The organism is Enterobacter sp. PGRG2, from assembly GCF_030291195.1.
Classification (GTDB): domain Bacteria; phylum Pseudomonadota; class Gammaproteobacteria; order Enterobacterales; family Enterobacteriaceae; genus Enterobacter_D.
This window is the reverse complement of sequence record NZ_CP127837.1, coordinates 637,307-661,224: the sequence shown is the minus strand read 5'-3', so window position 1 is coordinate 661,224 and position 23,918 is coordinate 637,307. Positions and strand designations below refer to the sequence as shown.

Sequence of the window (23,918 nt, the reverse complement as noted above, 5' to 3'; positions counted from 1 at the left end):
CTCGTTATTCGATGACGACCAGAGGCTCGTCAAATTCTACCGGTTGGCCGCTTTCTACCAGAATGGCTTTCACCACGCCGGATTTGTCAGCTTCGATCTGGTTCATCATTTTCATGGCTTCAACGATGCACAGGGTGTCGCCCGCATTCACTTTCTGGCCCACTTCGATGAACGCTTTTGCGTCCGGGCTTGGGGTGCGGTAGAACGTCCCGACCATCGGGGAACGTACGATGTGGCCACTGATTTCTGCTGCTGCCGGCGCTTCCATTGTTGGGGTGGCGGCAGGTGCAACAGCGTTAGCCAGGGCTGGCTGTTGCATCATCGGTGCGGCATAAGCCTGCTGCATCATGGGATAACCCACGTTTGGCGCAGCACGGCTGATACGAACAGACTCTTCGCCTTCAGAAATTTCCAGTTCGGAGATGCCTGATTCTTCAACCAGCTCGATCAGTTTTTTAATCTTACGAATATCCATGAGTGGGTTCCGTACTCTTGTTTAGTGTGATTGTGACAGGCGTTTTACCGCCGTCTGTAAAGCGTATGAATAACCGTCAGCGCCAAATCCGCAGATGACGCCAGCAGCGATATCGGAGAGATAGGAGTGATGGCGGAACGGCTCACGCGCATGCACGTTGCTCAGGTGGATCTCGATAAACGGGATACTCACGGCGAGCAGGGCATCACGCAGGGCAACGCTGGTGTGCGTAAACGCGGCCGGATTAATCAGGATATAGTCGACATTGTCTTTAGCCTGATGAATGCGGTCGATAAGTACATACTCCGCGTTGGACTGTAAATGCGAAAGAGACACGTTGAGCGCTTCGGCTTCCTGGCTTAAAGACGTAACAATTTCGTTAAGCGTCAGAGTACCGTACTTCTCCGGCTCGCGCGTTCCCAGCATATTCAGATTAGGGCCGTTTAAGAGCAAAATGTGCAACTTGTCCACCATTGTGCTGCTATCTCCTGCAATACTTCGGTAAAAAACAAAATATACCTTCATTGCCCGGTTGTCACCTTTTCAGAGTCCTAAAAACCCTGTTGGCAAAACCAAAGTCGCACATTATAACGATTTCGTAGCATTTGGCAGCTAAATACTGGTCTTATCAGGGAAGATTATCAACCGCTATCCAGGAAATGACAGCGGATGACAGAAGAACTGCGGGAAAGTGCACAGAACCGTGCACTATTGCCACCATTGACGGAACTTCTTGTAACGCCATGCCAAAAGCGCCAGCGCGGCGATGGCGTAGAGTACCGGCTGCGGGGATAATACCTTTACCGACCACAGATAATGAATGGGCGCGAGGATCGCCACAAGATAAACGAAATTGTGCAGACGTTGCCAGTTTCTGCCCAATTTTCGCATCATGGCCTGGGTGGATGTCAGCGCCATCGCCAGCAGGATCAGCCAGCTGATACCGCCGAGCGTCAGATAAGGACGGGATATCAGCTCCTGGCCCAGCAGACCAAGATTATTAATCCCCAGCTCCAGCATAACGTAACTCACCAGATGCAGGCTGGCCCAGGCAAAACACCACAGCCCCAGCAGGCGGCGGGTGCGGATCAGCAACGGTTGTCTGGCGTAACGCGCCAGCGGCGTTACCAGCAGTGAGCCGAGCAGAAATTTTAACGCCATCCTGCCGGTAAAATGCTGAATATCTTTCGCCGGATCGGCGCTGAACCAGCCCTGGCTGGCTGCCCAGAACAGCCAGAGCAGCGGCAACAGTCCGGCAAGATGCAGCACACATTTCAGCCCCGTCACCTGTTTTGCCGTCAGACGCATTTAAAAATTCTCCCGCAAATCCATGCCCTTATAGAGCGACGCGACTTCATCGGCATAGCCATTAAACAGCAGCGTCGGCTGACGATTCACGTCCAGCACGCCGCCGGAACCAATAAAGCGTTCAGTGGCCTGCGACCAGCGCGGATGATCGACATGCGGGTTCACATTGGCAAAAAAGCCATATTCATTGGGTGCCGAAAGATTCCAGGTAGTGGGAGGACGCTCACGGGTCAGTTTGATGCTGACAATGGATTTAATGCCTTTAAAGCCATATTTCCATGGCACGGTCAGACGTACCGGCGCACCGTTTTGCGGCGGCAGCGCTTTACCGTACACGCCGACGGTTAACAGGGTCAGCGGATGCATGGCTTCATCAATACGCAGCCCTTCAACATAGGGATATTTCAGGCCGCCGCCGATAAAGCGATCTTTCTGGCCGGGCATCTCGTCCGGGGAATATAAAGTTTCAAACGCCACGTATTTTGCGTTGCTGGTGGGCTCCACCAGCGCGAGTAGCTTATGCAGCGGGAAGCCGATCCACGGCACCACCATCGACCAGGCCTCCACGCAGCGCATGCGGTAAATTCGCTCCTCAAGGGGGAAGCGCGTGGTCAGCGCATCGTGATCGAGGGTCAGCGGCTTTGCCACTTCGCCGCTGATGGTGAGCGTCCAGGGATCGGTTTTCATGCTGCCGGCGTTAGCCGCCGGATCGGCCTTATCGAGACCAAATTCGTAAAAATTGTTGTAACCCGTGACTTTTTCTTCAGGCGTCAGAGAAAGTTTACTCTGCCATTCATCAGGTTTATTAAAGTTCAGCGGTTTCCCGGCGGGGGCTTTTGGCCGGTCATTGCCCTTAAACCAGCTGAGCAGATCGGCCTGCGCCGCAGAGGAAAGAGAAAGGGCGGTAGCGCTGATGCCCAGCGTTTTTAATACCTGACGCCGTTGCAGCATAAATACCGATTCTGCCGTGACATCTGCTTCTGTTAGTTTTCGTGGTTTCATCTCATCCTCCGTCTGCTTTATATAAGCATGACGGATGAGTTGCGCCAGCGCGAGTGTGTTACCAAAATTTGCCTGCTCACTTTTGTTTGATAGTATCCCGTTTCCTGCTGCAAGTTAGCGCTTACTCTACACTATGTCATGACGGCACAAAGCGCCCTTCAACCAACGGAGTTAACTCAGGGATGCGATTAACGACGAAATTTTCAGCCTTTGTCACTCTGCTTACCGGGCTGGCAATATTTGTCACCCTGCTAGGTTGTTCCTTCAGCTTTTACTCTGCCATTCAGAACAAACTCAGCAACCGGGTGCAGTCGGTTGCCGCCATTATTGATAGCCGTCTCGTCTCAACGCCGGTAAATGTTCTCAGCGCCCAACTTAATGAAATCATGGTGCCAGTGGATATTGCGCGCATCGTTATCCGGCAGGGCGATCATACGCTGGTCAATCAGACCGCCAAAGATGTCTATCGTCCGCAGGGCAGCACCACGCAATACCGTGAAATCACCATCCATTCGCTGAAAAATCCAGGTACGACCATTTCAATGACTTACCAGGATCCGATGGTGAACTATTTTCATTCCCTGCTGGCGACCGCGCCCTTAACCCTCGCCATCGGTTTTATGGTGATCATTATTTTTCTGGCGGTGCGCTGGCTACGCCGCCAGCTCGCCGGACAGGAGCTGCTGGAAAACCGCTCAGTAAAAATCCTCAACGGGGAGCGCGGGCCGCAGGTGCGCGGAAACGTGCATGAATGGCCGTCGCGCACCAGCAGCGCGCTGGATGTGCTGCTGACGGAGATCCAGACGGCGGCGGATCAGCGCAGCCATATGGATACCCTGATCCGCGCGTACGTTGCCCAGGACACCAAAACCGGGCTCAGCAACCGGTTGTTCTTTGATAACCAGCTGGCAACGCTGCTGGACGATCAGGAAAACGTCGGGACGCACGGCGTGGTCATGCTGATCCGCCTGCCGGATTTTGATTCACTGCGTGATAAATGGGGCGCAGCCGCCACCGAAGACAACCTGTTTGTGCTCATTAATTTGCTTTCCACCTTTATGCTGCGCTATCCCGGCGCGCTGCTGGCCCGCTATCAGCGTAATGACTTCGCCGTTTTACTCTCGCACCGCACGCTGAAAGAATCAGAAAGTATCGCCGCCCAGTTGCTGAAATCGGTGGACGCGCTGCCGCCGTCCAAAATGCTCGACCGGGATGACATGATCCACATTGGCATTTGCGCCTGGCGCGGCGGGCAATCCACCGAACAGGTGATGGAACACGCTGAAGCGGCCACGCGTAACGCCGTATTGCAGGGCGGCAACAGCTGGGCGGTGTGGGATGATACGCTGCCGGAAAAAGGGCGCGGCAATGTCCGCTGGCGAACGCTGATCGAACAGATGCTCAGCCGCGGCGGCCCGCGCTTTTACCAGAAACCCGCGGTAACCCGCGACGGGCGCGTGCATCACCGGGAGCTGATGTGTCGCATTTTTGATGGCGATCAGGAGGTCATTCCGGCGGAATATATGCCGATGGTGTTGCAGTTCGGACTGGCGGAGGAGTATGACCGTCAGCAGATGACCCGGCTGATCCCTTTCCTGCGTTTCTGGCCGGAGGAGAGCCTGGCGATGCCCATTACGGTAGAGGCGCTGATCCGCCCCCAGTTCCAGCGCTGGTTGCGCGATACCCTGATGCAATGTGAAAAATCACAACGTAAACGGATTATTATTGAACTTGCAGAGGCAGATGTTTGTCAACACATCAGCCGTTTACAACCGGTCGTGCGATTAATGACCGCATTAGGCGCGCGAATAGTGGTCGCTCAGGCGGGTTTGACGCTGGTCAGCACCAGTTGGATCAAGGCGCTGGATGTGGAACTGCTGAAGCTCCATCCGAGCCTGGTGCGTAACATTGAAAAGCGCACCGAAAACCAGTTGTTGGTACAGAGTCTGGTGGAGGCCTGCAAAGGAACGCAAACGCGCGTTTTCGCCACCGGCATCCGTACTAAAGGGGAATGGCAGACCCTGATTGAACGCGGAGTGGCAGGCGGGCAGGGGGATTTTTTTGCAGCCTCGATGCCGCTTGACACCGAAGTAAAAAAATATTCACAAAGATACTCTGTTTGACCTGCCGTTTAACGTTATTTCACGTAGAATAACGCGCGCTGTATCTTGTGGGGGTGTGCATGTCTGCCCGCCAGTTCGTGCAGTAAAAAAGCCAGTGAATGACCTTAGACTGGTTGCAAAGTGATAGCGAGGAACGCTGCGGTCTCTATCTGTCCTGAAGGAGTCAGGTCGATTTGTAACTCAAGGACACAAACTGCACTAATTTTCACCGTAGCCGTCGATTTTTGCGCCTTGTCGCTGCTGCGTGTGGTTGGTAAAGTAAGCGGATTTTATTCTTCCGCCCCAGCTTTCAGGATTATCCCTCAGTATGTTGAAAAAATTTCGTGGCATGTTTTCCAATGACTTGTCCATTGACCTGGGTACCGCGAATACCCTTATTTATGTAAAAGGACAAGGCATCGTATTGAATGAGCCTTCTGTTGTGGCTATTCGTCAGGATCGTGCTGGTTCCCCGAAAAGCGTCGCTGCGGTAGGTCATGAAGCTAAACAGATGCTTGGCCGTACGCCAGGAAACATTGCGGCTATTCGCCCGATGAAAGACGGCGTTATCGCTGACTTCTTCGTGACGGAAAAAATGCTGCAGCACTTTATCAAACAGGTGCACAGCAACAGCTTTATGCGTCCAAGCCCGCGCGTGCTGGTGTGTGTGCCGGTTGGCGCAACCCAGGTTGAGCGTCGTGCTATCCGCGAATCCGCGCAAGGCGCAGGCGCCCGTGAAGTCTTTCTGATTGAAGAGCCGATGGCTGCCGCAATTGGTGCAGGCCTGCCGGTTTCAGAAGCGACGGGTTCCATGGTGGTGGATATTGGTGGCGGTACCACAGAAGTGGCCGTTATCTCCCTGAACGGCGTGGTCTACTCCTCTTCTGTGCGTATCGGCGGCGACCGCTTCGATGAAGCCATCATTAATTATGTGCGTCGTAACTACGGCTCGCTGATTGGTGAAGCAACGGCCGAGCGTATCAAACATGAAATCGGTTCTGCTTACCCGGGTGACGAAGTGCGCGAAATCGAAGTGCGCGGTCGTAACCTGGCGGAAGGCGTGCCGCGCGGCTTTACCCTGAACTCTAACGAAATCCTCGAAGCGCTGCAGGAACCGCTGACCGGTATCGTCAGCGCGGTCATGGTTGCGCTGGAACAGTGTCCGCCGGAACTGGCTTCTGACATCTCCGAGCGCGGTATGGTATTGACCGGTGGTGGCGCGTTGCTGCGTAACCTTGACCGCCTGTTAATGGAAGAGACAGGTATTCCTGTCGTAGTTGCAGAAGATCCACTGACCTGCGTCGCGCGTGGCGGCGGCAAGGCGCTGGAAATGATCGACATGCACGGCGGCGATTTGTTCAGCGAAGAATAGTCGGTGTCAGATCCGGGGCGGCGCTATTGCCGCTTCGGTTCTGGCCGGCCTGAGAATACGCATAGCCTATGAAGCCAATTTTTAGCCGTGGCCCGTCGCTACAGATTCGCCTTATTCTGGCGGTGCTGGTTGCGCTTGGTGTCATTATCGCCGACAGCCGCCTGGGTGCGTTCAGTCAGATCCGAACGTACATGGATACCGCCGTCAGTCCTTTCTACTTTGTCTCTAACGGTCCCCGTGCCCTGCTCGACAGCGTATCGCAAACGCTGGCATCACGTGACCAGCTCGAACTTGAAAACCGGGCGCTGCGCCAGGAACTGCTGCTGAAAAACAGCGAACTGCTGATGCTGGGGCAGTACAAACAGGAGAACGCGCGTCTGCGCGAGCTGCTGGGCTCACCCCTGCGCCAGGATGAACAAAAAATGGTGACTCAGGTCATCTCGACGGTGAACGACCCTTACAGCGATCAGGTGGTTATCGATAAAGGCAGCGTGAACGGCGTCTACGAAGGCCAGCCGGTGATCAGCGATAAAGGCGTGGTCGGTCAGGTGGTCGCCGTGGCGAAACTCACCAGCCGCGTGCTGTTAATCTGCGATGCCACCCATGCGCTGCCTATCCAGGTCTTACGTAACGATATCCGCGTCATCGCGGCCGGTAACGGCTGTACCGACGATCTGCAACTGGAGCACCTGCCCGCCAACACCGACATTCGTGTCGGCGACGTGCTGGTGACATCCGGTCTGGGCGGACGTTTCCCGGAAGGTTATCCGGTGGGCGTCGTCTCCTCCGTTAAGCTGGATACGCAACGTGCTTACACCGTGATCCAGGCGCGTCCGACGGCGGGTTTACAGCGTTTACGCTATTTGCTGCTGCTGTGGGGCGCGGATCGTAACGGGGCAAACCCGATGACGCCGGAAGACGTGCACCGCGTCGCCAACGAACGCCTGATGCAGATGATGCCCCAGGTATTGCCTGCCCCTGATTCGATGGGGCCGCCTGCGCCCGTGCCTGCACCGGCAACCGGGTTGCCGCAGCCTGCCGGTACAGCGCCGGGAGGACAATAGTGGGCAGTTATCGTAGCCAGGGACGCTGGGTGATCTGGCTCTCGTTTCTCATTGCGCTTTTATTGCAGATTATGCCCTGGCCGGATGACATCATTGTCTACCGGCCTAACTGGGTACTGCTGATCCTGCTCTACTGGATCCTCGCTTTACCGCACCGCGTGAATGTCGGTACAGGTTTAGCCGTGGGTGCCATACTGGATCTCATCAGCGGTTCGACGCTTGGCGTGCGGGCCCTGTCACTGAGCATTATCGCTTACCTCGTGGCACTCAAATTCCAGCTTTTCCGTAACCTCGCGCTCTGGCAGCAGGCGCTGGTGGTGATGCTGCTTTCGCTTGCCACCGAGGTGATTGTGTTCTGGGCGGAATTCCTGGTGATCAATGTCTCCTTCAGGCCGGAAGTGTTCTGGAGCAGCGCGGTTAACGGTGTTCTCTGGCCATGGCTTTTCCTGCTGATGCGTAAAATTCGCCAGCAGTTTGCAGTGCAATAAAAGGGTATTATGACAGATCTCTATCTTGCTTCCGGCTCTCCCCGCCGTCAGGAACTGCTCACGCAACTGGGCGTCTCATTTGAACGCATTCTGCCCGGCACCGAAGAGTGCCGTCAGGCGCAGGAAAGCGCGCAGCAATATGTGACGCGTCTGGCGCGGGAAAAAGCCCAGGCTGGTGTGGCGCAGGCAGCGCGGGATTTGCCGGTGCTCGGCGCTGACACCATTGTCATTTTAAATGGCGAAGTGCTGGAAAAACCGCAGGATACCTCTCATGCTGCTAAGATGTTGCATCAGCTTTCAGGGCAAACGCACCAGGTGATGACTGCCGTAGCGCTGGCCGATCGTCAGCACATTCTTGACTGTCTGGTAGTCACAGATGTGACATTCAGAGTACTCTCTGATGATGAGATCATGGCGTACATCGCCAGCGGTGAACCGATGGATAAAGCGGGCGGCTACGGGATCCAGGGACTGGGCGGCTGCTTTGTGCGACGGATTAACGGCAGTTACCACGCTGTGGTCGGCTTACCGCTGGTAGAAACCTATGAGTTGCTGAGCAATTTTAACGCACTGCGCGAGGGAAGGAATAAAGATGACGGCTGAATTGTTGGTAAACGTAACGCCTTCAGAAACACGCGTGGCGTACATTGATGGCGGCATTTTGCAGGAAATCCACATTGAGCGTGAAGCGCGGCGCGGAATAGTCGGCAATATCTACAAAGGTCGTGTGAGCCGTGTGCTGCCCGGTATGCAGGCGGCTTTTGTAGATATTGGTCTCGATAAGGCGGCGTTTCTTCACGCCTCCGACATCATGCCGCATACCGAATGCGTGGCCGGGGAAGAGCAGAAAAACTTCACCGTGCGCGACATTTCAGAGCTGGTGCGTCAGGGGCAGGATCTGATGGTGCAGGTGGTGAAAGATCCGCTCGGCACCAAAGGCGCGCGTCTGACCACCGACATCACCCTGCCATCCCGTTACCTGGTGTTTATGCCGGGCGCGTCCCACGTTGGGGTATCCCAGCGTATTGAAAGCGAAACCGAGCGCGAGCGTTTAAAGCGCGTGGTGGCTGAATATTGCGATGAGCAGGGCGGCTTTATCATCCGTACCGCCGCAGAAGGCGTATGCGAAGAGGACCTGGCCTCCGATGCCGCCTACCTTAAACGCGTATGGACGAAAGTCATGGAGCGCAAAAAGCGCCCGCAGACGCGTTATCAGATGTACGGCGAACTGGCGCTGGCCCAGCGCGTGCTGCGCGATTTTGCCGATGCGCACCTCGATCGTATTCGCGTCGATTCCCGTCTGACTTTCGAAGCGCTGCTGGAATTCACCGCCGAATATATTCCGGAGATGACCAGCAAGCTTGAGCATTACAGCGGGCGTCAGCCGATTTTCGATCTCTTTGACGTCGAAAACGAAATTCAGCGCGCGCTGGAGCGCAAGGTTGAACTGAAGTCCGGCGGCTATCTGATCATCGATCAAACGGAAGCGATGACCACCGTCGATATCAATACCGGGGCCTTTGTCGGCCACCGTAATCTTGACGACACCATCTTTAACACCAACATCGAAGCCACCCAGGCTATCGCCCGTCAGCTGCGTCTGCGCAACCTCGGCGGCATTATTATTATCGATTTTATCGACATGAATAATGAAGATCACCGCCGTCGCGTGCTGCATTCGCTGGAGCAGGCGCTCAGCAAGGATCGCGTCAAAACCAGCATCAACGGTTTCTCGCAGCTCGGTCTGGTCGAGATGACGCGTAAACGCACCCGTGAAAGCGTCGAGCATGTGCTGTGCAACGAATGCCCGACCTGCCATGGTCGCGGGACGGTGAAAACCGTCGAAACCGTCTGCTATGAAATCATGCGCGAAATTGTCCGTGTGCATCATGCCTACGATTCCGATCGTTTCCTGGTCTATGCTTCTCCGGCGGTGGCCGAGGCGCTGAAAAGCGAAGAGTCCCACGCGCTGGCGGAAGTCGAAATTTTTGTCGGCAAACAGGTCAAAGTGCAGATTGAACCGCTCTACAATCAAGAGCAGTTCGACGTAGTGATGATGTAATTCGTAGCATGCTGCGACACGATCAAGGCCTGTTGCGCGGGCTGACAAGGAGAGATGCGTGAGGCGACTGCCGGGGATATTGCTGCTGACTGTGGCGACATTGGTTGTCATCATTGCGCTGCTGGTGAGCGGCCTGCGCCTGATGCTGCCGCATCTGGACAGCTGGCGTCCGGCCATCCTCGCGAAAATCGAATCCTCCTCCGGCGTGCCGGTAGACGCAAAACAGGTTACCGCCAGCTGGCAAAATTTCGGCCCGACGCTGGACGTACGCGGCATCCACGCCGGTTTTAAAGACGGCGGCGAAGTGTCCATTGAGCGCGTCACCCTGGCGCTCGACGTCTGGCAAAGCCTGCTGCACCTGCGCTGGCAGTTCCGCGACCTCACCTTTTATCAGCTTCAGGTTCATACCAATACGCCCCTGCAACAGAGCAATGACAGCGAGGGCATGGAAACCAGCCGCCTGAGCGATCTGTTCCTCCGCCAGTTCGATCATTTCGATCTGCGCGACAGCCATATCAGTTTCCTGACGCCATCCGGACAGCGGGCCGAGCTGGCGGTGCCACAGCTGACGTGGCTTAACGGCAAAGCCCGTCACCGTGCCGAAGGCGAAGTCAGCCTCTCCAGCCTTACCGGACAACACGGCGTGATGAAAGTGCGTATGGATCTGCGTGACGACGAAGGGCTGCTCAACCATGGCCGCGTATGGCTACAGGCCGATGATATTGACGTCAAACCCTGGCTTGGCAAATGGATGCAGGATAACGTCGCCCTGCAAACCGCGCGCTTTAGCCTTGAGGGCTGGCTGACGCTGAGCAAAGGCGAAGTGTCGGGGGGCGATGTCTGGCTGAAAAAAGGCGGCGCCAGCTGGAAAGGCGATAGCCAGCCGCACCGTTTGTCAGTTGATAATCTGACGGCGCACGTCACCCGCCAGCAGCAGGGCTGGCAGTTCGATATTCCCGAAACCCGTATCACCATGGATGACAAGCCGTGGCCGAAAGGCGCGCTGTCGCTGGCCTGGGTTCCGGCGCAGGAAGTGGGCGGGGCGAAGGGCGTACGCAGCGACGAACTGCGCGTGCGCGCCAGCCATCTGGAACTGAACGGGCTGGACGGCCTGCTGCCCATTGCCGAAAAACTCTCGCCTGCGCTGGGCGAAATCTGGCGCGCCATGCAGCCGACCGGGCAAATCGAAAAGCTGGCGCTGGATATTCCCCTTCAGGCGACTGAAAAAACCCGCTTTCAGGCGAACTGGAACAATCTTGCCTGGCAGCAATGGAAAATGCTGCCGGGCGTCGAGCACTTTACCGGTACGCTCTCCGGCAGCGTGGACGACGGCAGGCTGACCGGCAGCGTCACCGATGCGAAAATGCCCTACAAAACGGTATTCCGCGCGCCGCTGGAAATCGAAAAGGGCGTCGCCACACTTAACTGGCTGAAAAATGACAAAGGTTTCCAGCTCGATGGTCGGCAGATTGATGTCAAAGGCACGGGCGTTCATGCGCGCGGCGATTTTCGTTATCTGCAACCTGCCGGAGATGAACCCTGGCTTGGCATTCTCGCCGGGATCAGCACCGATGATGCCGGACAGGCCTGGCGGTACTTCCCGGAAAACCTGATGGGTAAAGCGCTGGTGGATTACCTGAGCGGCGCAATCCAGGGCGGCCAGGTGGATAACGCCACCCTGGTGTACGGCGGTAATCCGCATCTGTTCCCCTATAAACATAACGAAGGCCAGTTCGAAGTGCTGGTGCCGCTGCGTAACGCCACCTTCGCGTTCCAGCCTGGCTGGCCGGCGCTTAAAAATCTCGATATGGAACTGGACTTCCTTAATGACGGCCTGTGGATGAGGACCGATGAGGTCAACCTTGGCGGTGTGAAAGGTCATAATCTGACGGCGGTGATCCCGGATTACCTGAAAGAAAAACTGCTGATCGATGCTGATATCAGCGGGCCAGGCAAAGCAGTGGGGCCTTATTTCAACGACACGCCGCTGAAAGATTCGCTGGGCGCCACGCTGGAAGAGCTTCAGCTTGATGGCGATGTAAGCGCTCGCTTACATCTGGATATTCCGCTGGATGGCGAAATGACGACCGCCAAAGGCAACGTCCGATTGAATAATAACAGCCTGTTTATTAAGCCGCTGAACAGCACGCTGCATAATTTAAGCGGCCAGTTCAGCTTTGAGAACGGCAATCTGAAAAGCGAGCCGCTGACCGCCCGCTGGTTTAATCAGCCGCTTAACGTGAATTTCTCCACCACCGAGGGCGAAAAGGCCTATCAGGTGGCGGTAGATCTGAACGGTAACTGGCAGCCTGCGGGCATAGAGGCGCTGCCGAAACAGCTGCGCGATGCCGTCAGCGGTAGCGCCGCCTGGAATGGCAAAGTGGGCATCGAGCTGCCTTATCATGCCGGTGCGCGCTACAACGTGGATATCAAAGGCGACTTAAAAAATATCGCCAGCCGTCTGCCTTCGCCGCTGGAAAAAGCCGCCGGTCAGCCGTTGCCGTTAACGGTGAAAGTGGAAGGCGACCTGCGGCGTTTCGATCTGACGGGCAAAGCGGGCAGCGACAGCCATTTCAACAGCCGCTGGCTGCTGGGTAAAAAGCTGACCCTGGACCGCGCTATCTGGACGTCGGAAAGCCGGACGCTGCCGCCGCTGCCGGAAACCGCAGGCGTGGAGCTGAATCTGCCGCCGCTGGATGGCGCGCAGTGGATGGCGTTGCTCCAGCAGGGCGTGGCGAATAACGTCAGTAGCGCGACGGCCTTCCCGGAAAGCATTACCCTGCGTACCCCGGCGCTGACGCTCGGCGGGCAGCAATGGAACAACCTGAGCATCGTGAAGCAGCCGGTAGCGGGCGGTGCTAAAGTCGAAGCCCAGGGACGTGAAATCAATGCTACTGTCACGATGCTGGATAACGCTCCCTGGCAGGCGGCGATCCGCTATCTCTATTACAACCCGGCGGCGGCCGAGCGCGATCCGCTGTCGCCGACGACGCTGCTTACCAAACGGCAGATCGATTTCAGCGGCTGGCCTGATCTGCAATTACGCTGCGCGGAGTGCTGGTTCTGGGGACAAAAATACGGGCGGCTCGACGGCGATTTCACGATCAATGGCGACACCTTAACCCTGAAGAATGGTCTGCTGGACAGCGGCTTTGCCCGTCTGACGGCGAACGGCGAATGGGTCAACCGCGCCGGTGCCGAACGCACGTCGATTAAGGGCAGACTAAAGGGGGATAAGATCGACGCGGCGACCAATTTCTTTGGTGTTACCACGCCACTGCGGGAAGCGCCTTTTGACGTCGATTACGATTTGCACTGGCGCAATACGCCCTGGCAGCCGGAAGAAGCCTCCCTCAACGGTATTCTGCGCACCCGGCTGGGTAACGGCGAGATCGCGGATGTCAGCACCGGACGCGCCGGGCAGCTGCTGCGCCTGGTGAGTTTCGACGCGCTGCTGCGCAAGCTGCGGTTTGATTTCAGCGACACCTTCAGCGAAGGCTTCTATTTTGACTCCATCCGCAGCACCGCCTGGATCAAAGATGGCGTGCTGCATACCGATGACACCCTGGTGGATGGCCTGGAAGCGGATATCGCCATGAAAGGATCGGTAGACCTGGTTCGCCGTAAACTCGACGTGGAAGCCGTGGTGGCGCCGGAAATCTCCGCTACCGTCGGCGTGGCGGCCGCTTTTGCGGTTAACCCCATCGTCGGCGCAGCGGTATTCGCCGCCAGTAAAGTGCTGGGGCCCTTGTGGAATAAAGTCTCCATCCTGCGCTACCAGATCACCGGCACCATGGATAAACCACAAATTAATGAAGTGCTGCGCCAGCCGCGTAGCCCGGCGAAGCAATGATTTGACGGGGGCGAGTAATTGCCTCACTCTCAATAGATATGATTTCTACCGCTAACCTGGCGGCAACCAAAGAGTAGCAACATGACGAGTTTGAATCTGGTTAGTGAACAATTGCTAACGGCGAATGGCCTGAATCATCAGGATCTGTTTTCCATTCTTGGCCAGCTGGCCGAGCGCCGTCTTGATTACGGCGATCTCTATTTCCAGTCGAGCTATCATGAGTCCTGGGTTTTAGAAGACAACATCATTAAAGACGGCTCGTATCACATCGACCAGGGCGTCGGCGTGCGGGCGGTAAGCGGTGAAAAAACGGGCTTTGCTTACGCCGATCAGATCAGCCTGCTGGCGCTGGAACAGAGCGCGCAGGCGGCACGCACTATCGTGCGCGACAGCGGCGACGGTAAAGTGAAAACCCTGGGCGCGGTGGAGTATGGCGCGCTCTATACCAGCGTCGATCCGCTGCAAAGCATGACCCGTGAAGAGAAGCTCGACATTCTGCGTCGCGTGAATGCGGTGGCCCGTGCTGCGGATAAGCGCGTACAGGAAGTGAATGCCAGCCTCACCGGTGTTTATGAACTGATCCTGGTGGCCGCGACTGACGGCACGCTGGCGGCGGATGTCCGCCCGCTGGTTCGTCTGTCGGTCAGCGTGCAGGTGGAAGATCAGGGCAAGCGCGAGCGCGGCTCAAGCGGCGGCGGCGGTCGTTTCGGCTATGAATGGTTCCTCGCCGATGCGGGCGGCGACGTCCGGGCGGATGCCTGGGCGAAAGAAGCCGTGCGCATGGCGCTGGTGAATCTTTCCGCCGTGGCGGCCCCTGCCGGTACGCTGCCGGTGGTGTTGGGCGCGGGCTGGCCGGGCGTGCTGCTGCACGAAGCGGTGGGTCACGGTCTGGAAGGCGACTTCAACCGCCGCGGTACCTCGGTATTCAGCGGGCAGATGGGGCAACTTGTAGCGTCTGAACTCTGTACCATCGTTGATGACGGCACGATGCACGATCGTCGCGGCTCGGTCGCCATTGATGATGAAGGTACGCCGGGCCAGTACAACGTGCTGATCGAGAAGGGCGTTCTGAAAGGCTATATGCAGGACAAGCTGAACGCCCGTCTGATGGGCGTCGCGCCAACCGGTAACGGCCGCCGCGAATCCTATGCCCATTTACCGATGCCGCGCATGACCAATACCTACATGCTGGCGGGGCAATCCACGCCGCAGGAGATCATCGAGTCCGTTGAATACGGCATCTACGCGCCAAACTTTGGCGGCGGTCAGGTGGATATCACCTCCGGTAAATTCGTTTTCTCAACGTCCGAAGCTTATCTGATTGAAAACGGTAAAGTGACGACGCCGGTGAAAGGCGCCACGCTGATCGGCTCCGGTATCGAAGCCATGCAGCAGGTGTCGATGGTCGGTAACGATCTGCAACTCGACAGCGGCGTGGGCGTATGCGGTAAGGAAGGGCAGAGCCTGCCGGTCGGCGTGGGTCAGCCGACGCTGAAAGTGGATAACCTGACCGTGGGCGGTACGGCATAATTTATCGCGTGAAATTGCCCGGCGGCGCTGCGCTTGCCGGGCCTACATTATTTTTCCTTCGCCCGTCCGCGCATCGCCTGAAACAGGTTCGCCACCTCAACAAAATAATCCGTCAGATAGTTAATACAGACCTGCACCTTGAGCGGCAGCTTGTCCTTTTCGGTATAAAGCGCGTAAACCGGGCGCGGATCCGACTGGTAGCGCGGAAATAAGATCTCCAGCGTGCCGCGGTTGATCTCATCGATCACCCACATCAGCGGCACATAGGCCACTCCGGCCCCGGCGGTCAGCCAGCGGGTTAGCGTCATCGGATCGTTAGTGACAAAACGGCCCTGCGGGATCAGGCGCGTGGATAGCCCTTCAGGGGCGATCAGCTCGAATTCGTTATCCGGGCGCACGCTGTACTCCAGCCAGGAGTGATTGCTCAGATCGGCGGGTTTTTCAGGAATGCCGTACTGCGCCAGATAGCTTTTCGCGGCGCACACCACCATCGGCATCGCCCCCAGACGGCGGGAAAAAAGGCTCGAATCCTGCAATGCCCCCACGCGGATCACCACGTCCAGCCCGTCGGCAATAAGATCGGGGGCGGGGATCCCCGTCACCAGATTCACCGTCAGGCCGGGGTAATCCTTCAGCATCCGGGCAGTCATCCCGGCGAGGACATTTTGCGCCATGGTTGAAGAACAGCCGATGCGCAGCGTACCGATGGGCGTGTTATTAAAAGCGTAGAGCTGTTCATGCACGTCCTGTACTTCATGCAGCATCCGTCGGCAGCCCTGATAATAAATTTTACCGGCTTCGGTCAGCGCCAGGCTGCGGGTGCTGCGGTTGAGCAACTTCACCTGCAACTCATCTTCCAGCTTCGAGACGGTCTGGCTGATTGAGGAGACGCTCATATGCAGCTGTCGCGCGGCGGCGGTGAACGAACCCAGTTCGACGACGCGGGCGAACACCGACATGCGTTTTAATCGTTCCATTGTTCACTCTGGCTTAAAAGTGATTTAGATCACACTATATAGATGACAGTATAACAGTTACGCTAATATATAGTTAGCTGAATAATAGATACGTCACTCTCGCCTGGCCTTTCTGGCCCTAATTCCTGCGGTGACGTGAATAATAATTGTCTCCTGCATGCGTTAATCAAGGTCAACATGAGTCTGTTTCCCGTGGTCGTGGTGTTCGGTCTGTCGTTCCCACCGATATTCTTTGAGTTACTTATATCACTGGCGCTGTTCTGGCTGGTGCGCCGTCTGCTGCTCCCGACAGGGATCTATGACTTTGTCTGGCACCCGGCATTGTTTAATACAGCGCTATATTGCTGCTTATTTTATTTACTGACGCGCCTGTTCGACTGAGGTAGATGTGAAAACACTAACAAGAAATTTTACCCGTACCGCCATCACCCTGGTGATGGTTATTCTGGCATTCATCGCCATCTTTCGCGCATGGGTCTATTACACCGAATCGCCGTGGACGCGTGACGCGCGTTTTAGTGCCGATGTGGTCGCCATCGCGCCGGATGTCGCGGGGCTGATCACCGATGTGAAGGTTCACGATAACCAGCTGGTGCAGAAAGACCAGGTGCTGTTCACCATCGATCGGCCGCGCTATCAAAAAGCCGTCGAAGAAGCCGAGGCTGACGTGGCGTACTACCGCGCGCTGGCCAGTGAAAAGCGCCGCGAAGCCGGACGTCGTAATAAATTAGGCATCCAGGCCATGTCCCGTGAGGAGATCGAGCAGTCCAACAACGTCTTGCAGACGGTGATCCACCAGCAGGCGAAAGCGCAGGCGACGCTGGATCTGGCAAAACTCGATCTCGAACGTACCGTTATCCGCGCCCCGGCGGCAGGCTGGGTGACCAACCTGAACGTTTATACCGGGGAATTTATAACCCGCGGTTCGACGGCGGTGGCGCTGGTCAAACAAAATTCATTTTATGTACTCGCCTATATGGAAGAGACCAAGCTGGAAGGTGTGCGAACCGGCTATCGCGCGGAAATTACGCCGCTGGGCAGTAACCGGGTGCTTAAAGGCACGGTAGACAGCGTCGCCGCCGGGGTCACCAACGCCAGCAGCAGCCGTGACGCCAAAGGCATGGCGACCATTGACTCCAATCTTGAATGGGTCCGCCTGGCGCAGCGCGTGCCGGTGCGTATTCGCCTGGACGATCAGAAAGAGAATGTCTGGCCCGCCGGGACCACGGCCACGGTGGTGATCACCGGTGAAAAAGACCGGGACGAAAGCCAGGACTCCTTCTTCCGTAAACTGGCTCACCGTCTGCGTGAGTTTGGTTAAGCATGATGGGCATTTTTTCCATCGCCACACAGCACATTCGCTTCGCCCTGAAACTGGCGTGCGCCATTGTGCTGGCGCTGTTCGTCGGCTTTCACTTCCAGCTTGAAACCCCGCGCTGGGCCGTGCTGACGGCGGCGATCGTTGCCGCAGGCCCGGCGTTTGCGGCGGGGGGCGAACCTTACTCCGGGGCGATCCGTTACCGCGGCATGCTGCGTATTATCGGCACCTTTATCGGCTGCGTGGCGGCGCTGACCATCATTATTCTGATGATCCGCGCGCCGCTGCTGATGCTGGTGGTTTGCTGTATCTGGGCCGGATTTTGTACCTGGGTCTCCTCGCTGGTGCGCGTCGAAAACTCCTACGCCTGGGGGCTGGCGGGTTATACGGCGCTGATCATCGTCATCACCATTCAGTACGAGCCATTACTCACGCCGCAGTTTGCGGTGGAGCGATGCAGTGAGATCGTGCTGGGGATCGTTTGTGCCATAATCGCGGATTTGCTGTTTTCACCCCGATCCATCAAACAGGAGATCGACCGCGAACTCGACAGCCTGCTGGTGGCGCAATACCAGCTGATGCAATTATGCATCGCGCATGGCAGCGGCGAAGAGATGGATAAAGCCTGGGGCGCGCTGGTGCGCCGTACCACGGCGCTGGAAGGGATGCGCAGCAACCTGAATATGGAATCCTCCCGCTGGGCGCGGGCGAACCGGCGGCTGAAAGTGATTAACACCCTGTCGCTGACGCTGATCACTCAGGCCTGTGAAACCTGGCTTATTCAGAACACCCGACCGGAAGCGGTGACCGACACCTTCCGCGAACTCTTTGCGGAGCCGGTAGAAACCGCGCAGGACGTACATAAACAGCTCAAGCGCATACGCCGGGTGATTATCTGGACCGGCGAACGCGACACGCCGGTGACGATTTACAGCTGGGTCGGGGCGGCAACGCGCTATCTGCTGCTCAGGCGCGGGGTGATCGGCAATACCAAAATCAGCGCCACGGAAGAAGAGGTGCTGGAAGGCGAAACTGTGGTTAAAGCCGGGTCCGCCGAGCGCCATCATGCGATGGTGAACTTCTGGCGCACCACGCTCTCCTGTATTCTCGGCACGCTGTTCTGGCTGTGGACGGGCTGGACCTCGGGTAACGGCGCGATGGTGATGATCGCGGTGGTGACCTCGCTGGCGATGCGCCTGCCTAACCCGCGCATGGTGGCGATCGATTTTGTGTACGGTACGCTGGCGGCCTTACCCCTGGGGGCGTTCTACTTCCTGGTGGTGATCCCCTCCACGCAGCAAAGCATGCTGTTGCTGTGCATCAGCCTTGCGGTACTGGCCTTCTTTATCGGCATTGAAGTGCAGAAACGGCGGCTGGGATCCCTGGGCGCGCTGGCGAGCACCATCAATATTATTGTGCTGGATAACCCGATGACCTTTGAATTCAGCCGCTTTCTTGACAGCGCGCTGGGGCAGATTGTCGGCTGTATCCTGGCGTTCACGGTGATTGTGCTGGTGCGGGATAACTCCCGCGCACGTACCGGACGGATGCTGCTCAATCAGTTTATGTCCGCGGCGGTATCGTCCCTGACCACCAATACCGCCCGGCGTAAAGAAAACCATCTGCCGGCGCTGTATCAGCAGCTGTTTTTACTGCTGAGCAAATTTCCGGATGATGTCGCCAAATTCCGTCTGGCGCTGACGCTGATCATCGCCCACCAGCGCCTGCGTGACGCGCCGGTACCGGTGAACGCCGAACTGTCGGCCTGGCATCGCCAGTTGCGACGCACGGCGGATCAGGTGATGTCGGCCACCAGCGACCACAAACGGCGGCGCTACTTTACGCAGCTGCTGGGTGAGCTTGATGTGTATCAGGAGAAGCTGCACAGCTGCTCCGCGCCGGATCAGGTCACTCATCCTGTGAAGCGGCTGGTGGATATGCTCCACAAATATCAGCATGCGCTGACTGACAGTTAAGCCCACAAACCGACGCCAGAAGCGTCGGTTTTTTTATGGCTATACTTAACTTCATTGCCCGAAAACCGAGGCTCAGGAGGATATATGACAACGCAGGCACTTCAGGATCATGCGCTATTCCAGACAGGTTATTTTGTTGATGGAGTATGGAAAAAACTGGAAACGACCTTTGAGGTCACCAACCCGGCAACGGGCGAGGTCATAGCGAAAGTCGCGAAAGCTGGTAAGAAAGAGACGGAAGAGGCCATTGCCGCCGCCAGCCGTGCCTTTCCCGCCTGGCGCGCGAAAACCGCCAAAGAACGCTCTGCGATCCTCTATCGCTGGTATGAACTGATTATCGAGAATAAAAGCTGGCTGGGACAGCTGATGACCGCCGAACAGGGCAAACCACTGAAAGAAGCGGAAGGCGAAGTGGACTATGCCGCCAGCTTTATTCAATGGTTTGCCGAGCAGGCCAAGCGCGCCAACGGCGAAATCATCCCGCCTGCCAAAGCAGGCTCACGCATCTTTGCCACCCGCGAACCGGTGGGCGTAGTGGCGGCGATCACGCCATGGAACTTCCCGATGGCGATGCTGACCCGTAAGCTCGGCCCGGCGCTGGCGGCAGGCTGCACTGCTTTGATCAAACCTGCAAATAATACGCCGCTCAGCGCCTTTGCCCTGATCCAGCTGGCGAAAAAAGCCGGGGTGCCGGATGGCGTACTGAACGCCGTGGCAGGCACCACGGCGGAAATCAGCGACGCCATTATGGCCAGTCCGGAGGTGCGCAAAATCTCCTTTACCGGATCGACGGCAGTCGGCAAAACCCTGATGCGCAACGCAGCGGACACCATGAAAAAGGTGTCGATGGAGCTGGGCGGCAACGCGCCCTATATCGTCTTCGAAGATGCTGATATTGATGCGGCAGTGCAGGGGGCGATTGCCAATAAATTCCGTAACGCCGGGCAGGTGTGCGTCAGCGTTAACCGTTTTTATATTCATGAGTCAGTGTATGACACCTTCGTCAGCAAGCTGGCGAGCGCCGTCAGCGCCCTGAAAGTGGGCAATGGTGTGGAAGAGGGCGTGGTGGTCGGCCCGCTGATTGAACCTTCCGCGGTGGATAAGGTGCGCGAACACGTTGAGGATGCCGTGGCGAAAGGCGCGAAAGTGCTGGCAGGCGGTAAAGCGCATGCGCTGGGCGGCAATTTCTGGGAGCCGACGGTACTGGGCGACTGTAGCGATGGCATGAAGCTGGCCGCCGAGGAAACGTTCGGGCCGCTGGCCGCCTGCTTCCGCTTTACCTCGGAAGAAGAGGTGATCCGCCGCGCCAACGATACGCCGTTCGGCCTTGCAGCCTATTTCTACACGCAAAATCTGGCGCGGGTATTCCGTGTTTCGCAGGCCATTGAAAGCGGCATGATTGGCGTCAACGAGTGTGCGGTTTCGACCGAGCTGGCCCCCTTCGGCGGCGTAAAAGAGTCAGGGCTGGGTCGTGAAGGCTCGGTGCTGGGACTGGAAGAATTTATGGAAGTGAAAACCCTGCATCTGGGGGGATTATAAACATCAGCGGCGGCTCTCGCCGCCCGTGCGCGCGGGATGGCTGGCAATGAATACTATCTACACTTTTGATTTTGATGAGATTGAGGACCAGACGGATTTTTACCGTGAATTTGCGCGCGCCTTTAAGATTGAGCGGGCAAAGGTGCACGATCTGGATTCTCTCTGGGATGTGGTGACAGGGGGAGCTTTACCTGTACCGCTGGAGATCGAGTTTTTGCATCTGGCGGATAAAGAGCGTCGGCGCTATGGCGCGCTGATCCTGCTATTTGATGAAGCGGAAGAAGAACTGGAAGGGGCGCTGCGCTTCAACGTACGAGCCTGAAAAAAAAAAGCCCCTGCAAGGCAGGGGCAATCATATAGCACTACGGAGGGAATTATTTATAGAGTTCAGCAGTGGCGTGCCAGCTGTCACCGGTACGTGCTTCGATAATGCGGTAAGAAGACGCACCTTCTTGTTCAGCTTTTTTATCCAGTGCGGCACGCATATCCATCGGAGAGGAGTTAACGCCACCGACGGAAACGGTACCGATTGACTGGCGGGCCTGCGCCTGATCGCTGCCGATAACGTTCGCGGCAGATGCGCCGAAGGACAGGACGGAAAGGATGCTCAGGGCGGCTACAGTGGTTTTGATTTTCATGTTGTTTACCTCGTCGAATTCTTTTACTGAAGGCCTTTCTTTGTGACCTTCATCACAGAATCAAGTATACACTAATCACGCGAATAATTAATACCATGCTAATGGTTTCAGTATGGTTTTGGTTACAAAATTAGCTTTTTTTATTCCTGAAAGGCATTAAAAATGGCGAATTTTTGCCACGCGCGGAAAGGATTAATATAAAAATCAGAGTGGTAGGTGATTTTGATTTTTTGTGCGGTTTTATTCACTGGGTGAATGTAATGGGGCAGAAAATCGCACTTTCTGTTAAAGAAATGTGGGTGATAAATAGCGGAAAAGGGGAAAACCGCAGTGGTATCCCCCAATAGTTACCCGTTGATGAGGTGGTTCTTACAGCTCCTGCTCAAACAGCACGAGGATCGCTTCATACAGCTCTTTGACAGTAAAGCCGCTGGCCGGCGTGGTGAAAATCGTATCGTCACCGGCAATGGTGCCGAGAATACCTTCCGACTTGCCTAAGGAGTCCAGCAGACGGGCAATCAGCTGCGCCGCGCCCGGACTGGTGTGAATAACCACTACTGCCGCGTTGTAATCAATATCCAGCACCAGGTTCTTCAGCGGGCTGGAAGTCGTCGGAACGCCCAGCTCGGCAGGCAGGCAGTACACCATCTCCATCTTCGCGTTGCGGGTGCGTACCGCACCAAATTTGGTCAGCATGCGCGAGACTTTGGACTGGTTGATGTTATCGAAACCCTGCTCCTGCAATGCAAGCACGATTTCACCCTGGGAGCTGAATTTTTCTTCTTTAAGCAGCGCTTTGAACGCTTTGATTAATTCTTCTTGTTTGGCCGAACTTCGCATAAGTCACCCGTGGAATGGCGAGAGAAACACCATTATTATGCATATAAATGAATTTTTATGCAAATTCTCAGCCTGATTAAAGGCTGAAATAATGTAATGAAAGGGCGGGATTTTATCAAAAAACGTTATCGATAAACATGCCTGCGTCACGTGTCTCTGATTTGGTTAAAAGTAAATTAAATGTTATCAAATTGATGTTGTTTTGAGGGCTTTAGTGGGTGTATTGTACCGCCACGGCTCGGTTGCTGACGCTATAAAGCCATGCAGTTTCCCCCAAAGGGCAACAGGAAGTGAATGATGCTAAAAGCGTGCGAGGCCGCATTCTTTTGTCATGGATATTGTTAACATTTACCGAAGTTTTAAAGGTCGCCAGCAACGGTTTCAACATATTTACCTTACCATAATAAGGAGTTTAGGATGAAAGTTGCAGTCCTCGGCGCGGCAGGTGGTATCGGCCAGGCGCTTGCCCTTCTTCTCAAGACCCAACTGCCTTCAGGCTCGGAACTCTCTCTGTACGACATCGCGCCGGTTACGCCAGGCGTGGCAGTTGATTTGAGTCATATCCCTACCGCTGTAAAAATCAAAGGTTTCTCCGGCGAAGACGCCACCCCTGCGCTGGAAGGCGCGGACGTGGTGCTGATCTCCGCAGGCGTTGCCCGTAAGCCAGGGATGGATCGCTCCGATCTGTTCAACGTTAACGCCGGTATCGTGAAGAATCTGGTCAGCCAGGTAGCGAAAACCTGTCCGGGCGCCTGTGTGGGTATCATCACCAACCCGGTAAACACCACCGTCGCTATCGCGGCAGAAGTGCTGAAAAAAGCCGGTGTTTACGACAAGAACAAACTGTTTGGCGTCACCACGCTGGACATCATCCGTTCCAACACCTTTGTTGCTGAGCTGAAAGGCAAGCAACCGGGTGAGGTGGAAGTGCCGGTTATCGGCGGACACTCTGGCGTGACCATTCTGCCGCTGCTGTCGCAGATCCCGGGCGTGAGCTTTACCGATCAGGAAGTAGCCGATCTGACCAAACGTATCCAGAACGCGGGTACTGAAGTGGTGGAAGCGAAGGCCGGTGGCGGTTCCGCTACGCTGTCGATGGGTCAGGCCGCTGCGCGCTTTGGTTTATCGTTGGTGCGTGCGCTGTCAGGTGAAAAAGGCGTGGTGGAATGCGCATATGTTGAAGGCGATGGCGAACACGCCCGCTTCTTCTCGCAGCCGCTGCTGCTGGGCAAAAATGGCGTGGAAGAGCGTCAGTCCATCGGCACACTGAGCGCCTTTGAACAAAGCGCGATGGAAGGCATGCTGGAAACGCTGAAAAAAGACATTCAGCTGGGCGAAGAGTTCGTTAACCAGTAACAGTCTGCGCAGTATCTG

At 56.3% G+C, this 23,918-nt stretch carries 21 protein-coding genes; 14 read left to right on the top strand and 7 right to left on the bottom strand.

Translation table 11 applies throughout. The features are described 5' to 3' along the window. Positions 1–4: 4 nt before the first annotated feature. From accB to msrP, 4 genes are all read right to left on the bottom strand, one after another. Positions 5–475 (bottom strand): acetyl-CoA carboxylase biotin carboxyl carrier protein, encoded by a 471-nt coding sequence (accB, locus tag QRD42_RS02785; protein ID WP_072569526.1) that lies wholly within the window; start codon positions 473–475, stop codon positions 5–7. A gap of 21 nt (positions 476–496) precedes the next feature. After that, positions 497–949, bottom strand: coding sequence for a type II 3-dehydroquinate dehydratase (gene aroQ / locus QRD42_RS02780; protein WP_321988133.1), 453 nt, complete (start codon positions 947–949; stop codon positions 497–499). A 234-nt stretch (positions 950–1,183) separates the two neighbouring features. Next, positions 1,184–1,783 (bottom strand): protein-methionine-sulfoxide reductase heme-binding subunit MsrQ, encoded by a 600-nt coding sequence (msrQ, locus tag QRD42_RS02775; protein ID WP_321988132.1) that lies wholly within the window; start codon positions 1,781–1,783, stop codon positions 1,184–1,186. After that, complete coding sequence (msrP, locus tag QRD42_RS02770) at positions 1,784–2,785, bottom strand: protein-methionine-sulfoxide reductase catalytic subunit MsrP (protein WP_072569529.1); 1,002 nt, start codon at positions 2,783–2,785, stop codon at positions 1,784–1,786. It abuts the gene before it with no gap. Positions 2,786–2,967: 182 nt separating this feature from the next. Between msrP and csrD the strand changes: the two genes are divergently transcribed. From csrD to tldD, 8 genes are all read left to right on the top strand, one after another. Continuing rightward, positions 2,968–4,908: an RNase E specificity factor CsrD gene (gene csrD, locus QRD42_RS02765; RefSeq protein ID WP_321988131.1), complete on the top strand. Its 1,941-nt coding sequence runs from the start codon at positions 2,968–2,970 to the stop codon at positions 4,906–4,908. A 307-nt stretch (positions 4,909–5,215) separates the two neighbouring features. Further along, positions 5,216–6,259: a rod shape-determining protein MreB gene (gene mreB / locus QRD42_RS02760; protein ID WP_006818047.1), complete on the top strand. Its 1,044-nt coding sequence runs from the start codon at positions 5,216–5,218 to the stop codon at positions 6,257–6,259. A gap of 68 nt (positions 6,260–6,327) precedes the next feature. Continuing rightward, a complete protein-coding gene (mreC, locus tag QRD42_RS02755; RefSeq protein ID WP_318363354.1) occupies positions 6,328–7,323 on the top strand; it encodes a rod shape-determining protein MreC in 996 nt (331 codons plus the stop codon). Then, positions 7,323–7,811: a rod shape-determining protein MreD gene (gene mreD, locus QRD42_RS02750; RefSeq protein WP_072569532.1), complete on the top strand. Its 489-nt coding sequence runs from the start codon at positions 7,323–7,325 to the stop codon at positions 7,809–7,811. The genes mreC and mreD overlap by 1 nt, the downstream gene beginning before the upstream one ends. Positions 7,812–7,820: 9 nt before the next feature. Continuing rightward, positions 7,821–8,414, top strand: coding sequence for a Maf family protein (locus QRD42_RS02745; RefSeq protein ID WP_072569533.1), 594 nt, complete (start codon positions 7,821–7,823; stop codon positions 8,412–8,414). Next, positions 8,404–9,873, top strand: a complete 1,470-nt coding sequence (gene rng / locus QRD42_RS02740) for a ribonuclease G (protein WP_318377058.1) — start codon at positions 8,404–8,406, stop codon at positions 9,871–9,873. The genes QRD42_RS02745 and rng overlap by 11 nt, the downstream gene beginning before the upstream one ends. 58 nt (positions 9,874–9,931) lie before the next feature. Next, complete coding sequence (yhdP, locus tag QRD42_RS02735) at positions 9,932–13,726, top strand: AsmA2 domain-containing protein YhdP (RefSeq protein WP_321988130.1); 3,795 nt, start codon at positions 9,932–9,934, stop codon at positions 13,724–13,726. An 81-nt stretch (positions 13,727–13,807) separates the two neighbouring features. Then, on the top strand, positions 13,808–15,256 hold the full coding sequence (gene tldD, locus QRD42_RS02730; protein ID WP_318374889.1) for a metalloprotease TldD: 1,449 nt from the start codon (positions 13,808–13,810) through the stop codon (positions 15,254–15,256). Between the two features lie 47 nt (positions 15,257–15,303). Here the strand turns inward: tldD and aaeR are convergent, their stop codons facing one another. Next, complete coding sequence (gene aaeR / locus QRD42_RS02725; RefSeq protein ID WP_072569537.1) at positions 15,304–16,233, bottom strand: HTH-type transcriptional activator AaeR; 930 nt, start codon at positions 16,231–16,233, stop codon at positions 15,304–15,306. A gap of 177 nt (positions 16,234–16,410) precedes the next feature. Here aaeR and aaeX point away from each other — a divergent pair, with 177 nt between their 5' ends. The 5 genes from aaeX to QRD42_RS02700 all read left to right on the top strand — a co-directional run bounded on the left by aaeX (position 16,411) and on the right by QRD42_RS02700 (position 21,388). Then, positions 16,411–16,614 carry a p-hydroxybenzoic acid efflux pump operon protein AaeX gene (gene aaeX, locus QRD42_RS02720; RefSeq protein WP_072569538.1) on the top strand — a complete coding sequence of 68 codons (204 nt, stop codon included), beginning with the start codon at positions 16,411–16,413 and terminating at the stop codon, positions 16,612–16,614. A 7-nt stretch (positions 16,615–16,621) separates the two neighbouring features. Next, on the top strand, positions 16,622–17,554 hold the full coding sequence (aaeA, locus tag QRD42_RS02715; protein WP_321988129.1) for a p-hydroxybenzoic acid efflux pump subunit AaeA: 933 nt from the start codon (positions 16,622–16,624) through the stop codon (positions 17,552–17,554). 5 nt (positions 17,555–17,559) lie between these two features. Beyond that, positions 17,560–19,527 carry a p-hydroxybenzoic acid efflux pump subunit AaeB gene (gene aaeB / locus QRD42_RS02710; protein ID WP_321988726.1) on the top strand — a complete coding sequence of 656 codons (1,968 nt, stop codon included), beginning with the start codon at positions 17,560–17,562 and terminating at the stop codon, positions 19,525–19,527. An 84-nt stretch (positions 19,528–19,611) separates the two neighbouring features. After that, positions 19,612–21,066, top strand: coding sequence for an NAD-dependent succinate-semialdehyde dehydrogenase (locus QRD42_RS02705; RefSeq protein ID WP_072569540.1), 1,455 nt, complete (start codon positions 19,612–19,614; stop codon positions 21,064–21,066). A gap of 46 nt (positions 21,067–21,112) precedes the next feature. Continuing rightward, positions 21,113–21,388, top strand: a complete 276-nt coding sequence (locus tag QRD42_RS02700) for a barstar family protein (protein WP_318374891.1) — start codon at positions 21,113–21,115, stop codon at positions 21,386–21,388. A gap of 52 nt (positions 21,389–21,440) precedes the next feature. Here QRD42_RS02700 and yhcN read toward each other — a convergent pair whose 3' ends face one another. After that, on the bottom strand, positions 21,441–21,704 hold the full coding sequence (gene yhcN, locus QRD42_RS02695) for a peroxide/acid stress response protein YhcN (RefSeq protein ID WP_318374892.1): 264 nt from the start codon (positions 21,702–21,704) through the stop codon (positions 21,441–21,443). A 369-nt stretch (positions 21,705–22,073) separates the two neighbouring features. After that, complete coding sequence (argR, locus tag QRD42_RS02690; protein ID WP_072569543.1) at positions 22,074–22,544, bottom strand: transcriptional regulator ArgR; 471 nt, start codon at positions 22,542–22,544, stop codon at positions 22,074–22,076. A gap of 417 nt (positions 22,545–22,961) precedes the next feature. Here argR and mdh point away from each other — a divergent pair, with 417 nt between their 5' ends. Continuing rightward, positions 22,962–23,900 (top strand): malate dehydrogenase, encoded by a 939-nt coding sequence (gene mdh, locus QRD42_RS02685; RefSeq protein ID WP_072569544.1) that lies wholly within the window; start codon positions 22,962–22,964, stop codon positions 23,898–23,900. The last annotated feature ends 18 nt before the right edge of the window (positions 23,901–23,918 follow it).

Bases quoted from the DNA above. Each gene is read 5' to 3' on its own strand.
- mreB (WP_006818047.1), top strand. From the start codon at position 5,216: ATGTTGAAAAAATTTCGTGGCATGTTTTCCAATGACTTGTCCATTGAC.
- QRD42_RS02700 (WP_318374891.1), top strand. From the start codon at position 21,113: ATGAATACTATCTACACTTTTGATTTTGATGAGATTGAGGACCAGACG.
- msrP (WP_072569529.1), bottom strand. From the start codon at position 2,785: ATGAAACCACGAAAACTAACAGAAGCAGATGTCACGGCAGAATCGGTA.
- argR (WP_072569543.1), bottom strand. From the start codon at position 22,544: ATGCGAAGTTCGGCCAAACAAGAAGAATTAATCAAAGCGTTCAAAGCG.
- mreC (WP_318363354.1), top strand. From the start codon at position 6,328: ATGAAGCCAATTTTTAGCCGTGGCCCGTCGCTACAGATTCGCCTTATT.
- mdh (WP_072569544.1), top strand. From the start codon at position 22,962: ATGAAAGTTGCAGTCCTCGGCGCGGCAGGTGGTATCGGCCAGGCGCTT.
- msrQ (WP_321988132.1), bottom strand. From the start codon at position 1,783: ATGCGTCTGACGGCAAAACAGGTGACGGGGCTGAAATGTGTGCTGCAT.
- csrD (WP_321988131.1), top strand. From the start codon at position 2,968: ATGCGATTAACGACGAAATTTTCAGCCTTTGTCACTCTGCTTACCGGG.
- tldD (WP_318374889.1), top strand. From the start codon at position 13,808: ATGACGAGTTTGAATCTGGTTAGTGAACAATTGCTAACGGCGAATGGC.
- QRD42_RS02705 (WP_072569540.1), top strand. From the start codon at position 19,612: ATGACAACGCAGGCACTTCAGGATCATGCGCTATTCCAGACAGGTTAT.
- aroQ (WP_321988133.1), bottom strand. From the start codon at position 949: ATGGTGGACAAGTTGCACATTTTGCTCTTAAACGGCCCTAATCTGAAT.
- yhcN (WP_318374892.1), bottom strand. From the start codon at position 21,704: ATGAAAATCAAAACCACTGTAGCCGCCCTGAGCATCCTTTCCGTCCTG.
- rng (WP_318377058.1), top strand. From the start codon at position 8,404: ATGACGGCTGAATTGTTGGTAAACGTAACGCCTTCAGAAACACGCGTG.
- accB (WP_072569526.1), bottom strand. From the start codon at position 475: ATGGATATTCGTAAGATTAAAAAACTGATCGAGCTGGTTGAAGAATCA.
- aaeR (WP_072569537.1), bottom strand. From the start codon at position 16,233: ATGGAACGATTAAAACGCATGTCGGTGTTCGCCCGCGTCGTCGAACTG.
- aaeB (WP_321988726.1), top strand. From the start codon at position 17,560: ATGGGCATTTTTTCCATCGCCACACAGCACATTCGCTTCGCCCTGAAA.
- aaeX (WP_072569538.1), top strand. From the start codon at position 16,411: ATGAGTCTGTTTCCCGTGGTCGTGGTGTTCGGTCTGTCGTTCCCACCG.
- QRD42_RS02745 (WP_072569533.1), top strand. From the start codon at position 7,821: ATGACAGATCTCTATCTTGCTTCCGGCTCTCCCCGCCGTCAGGAACTG.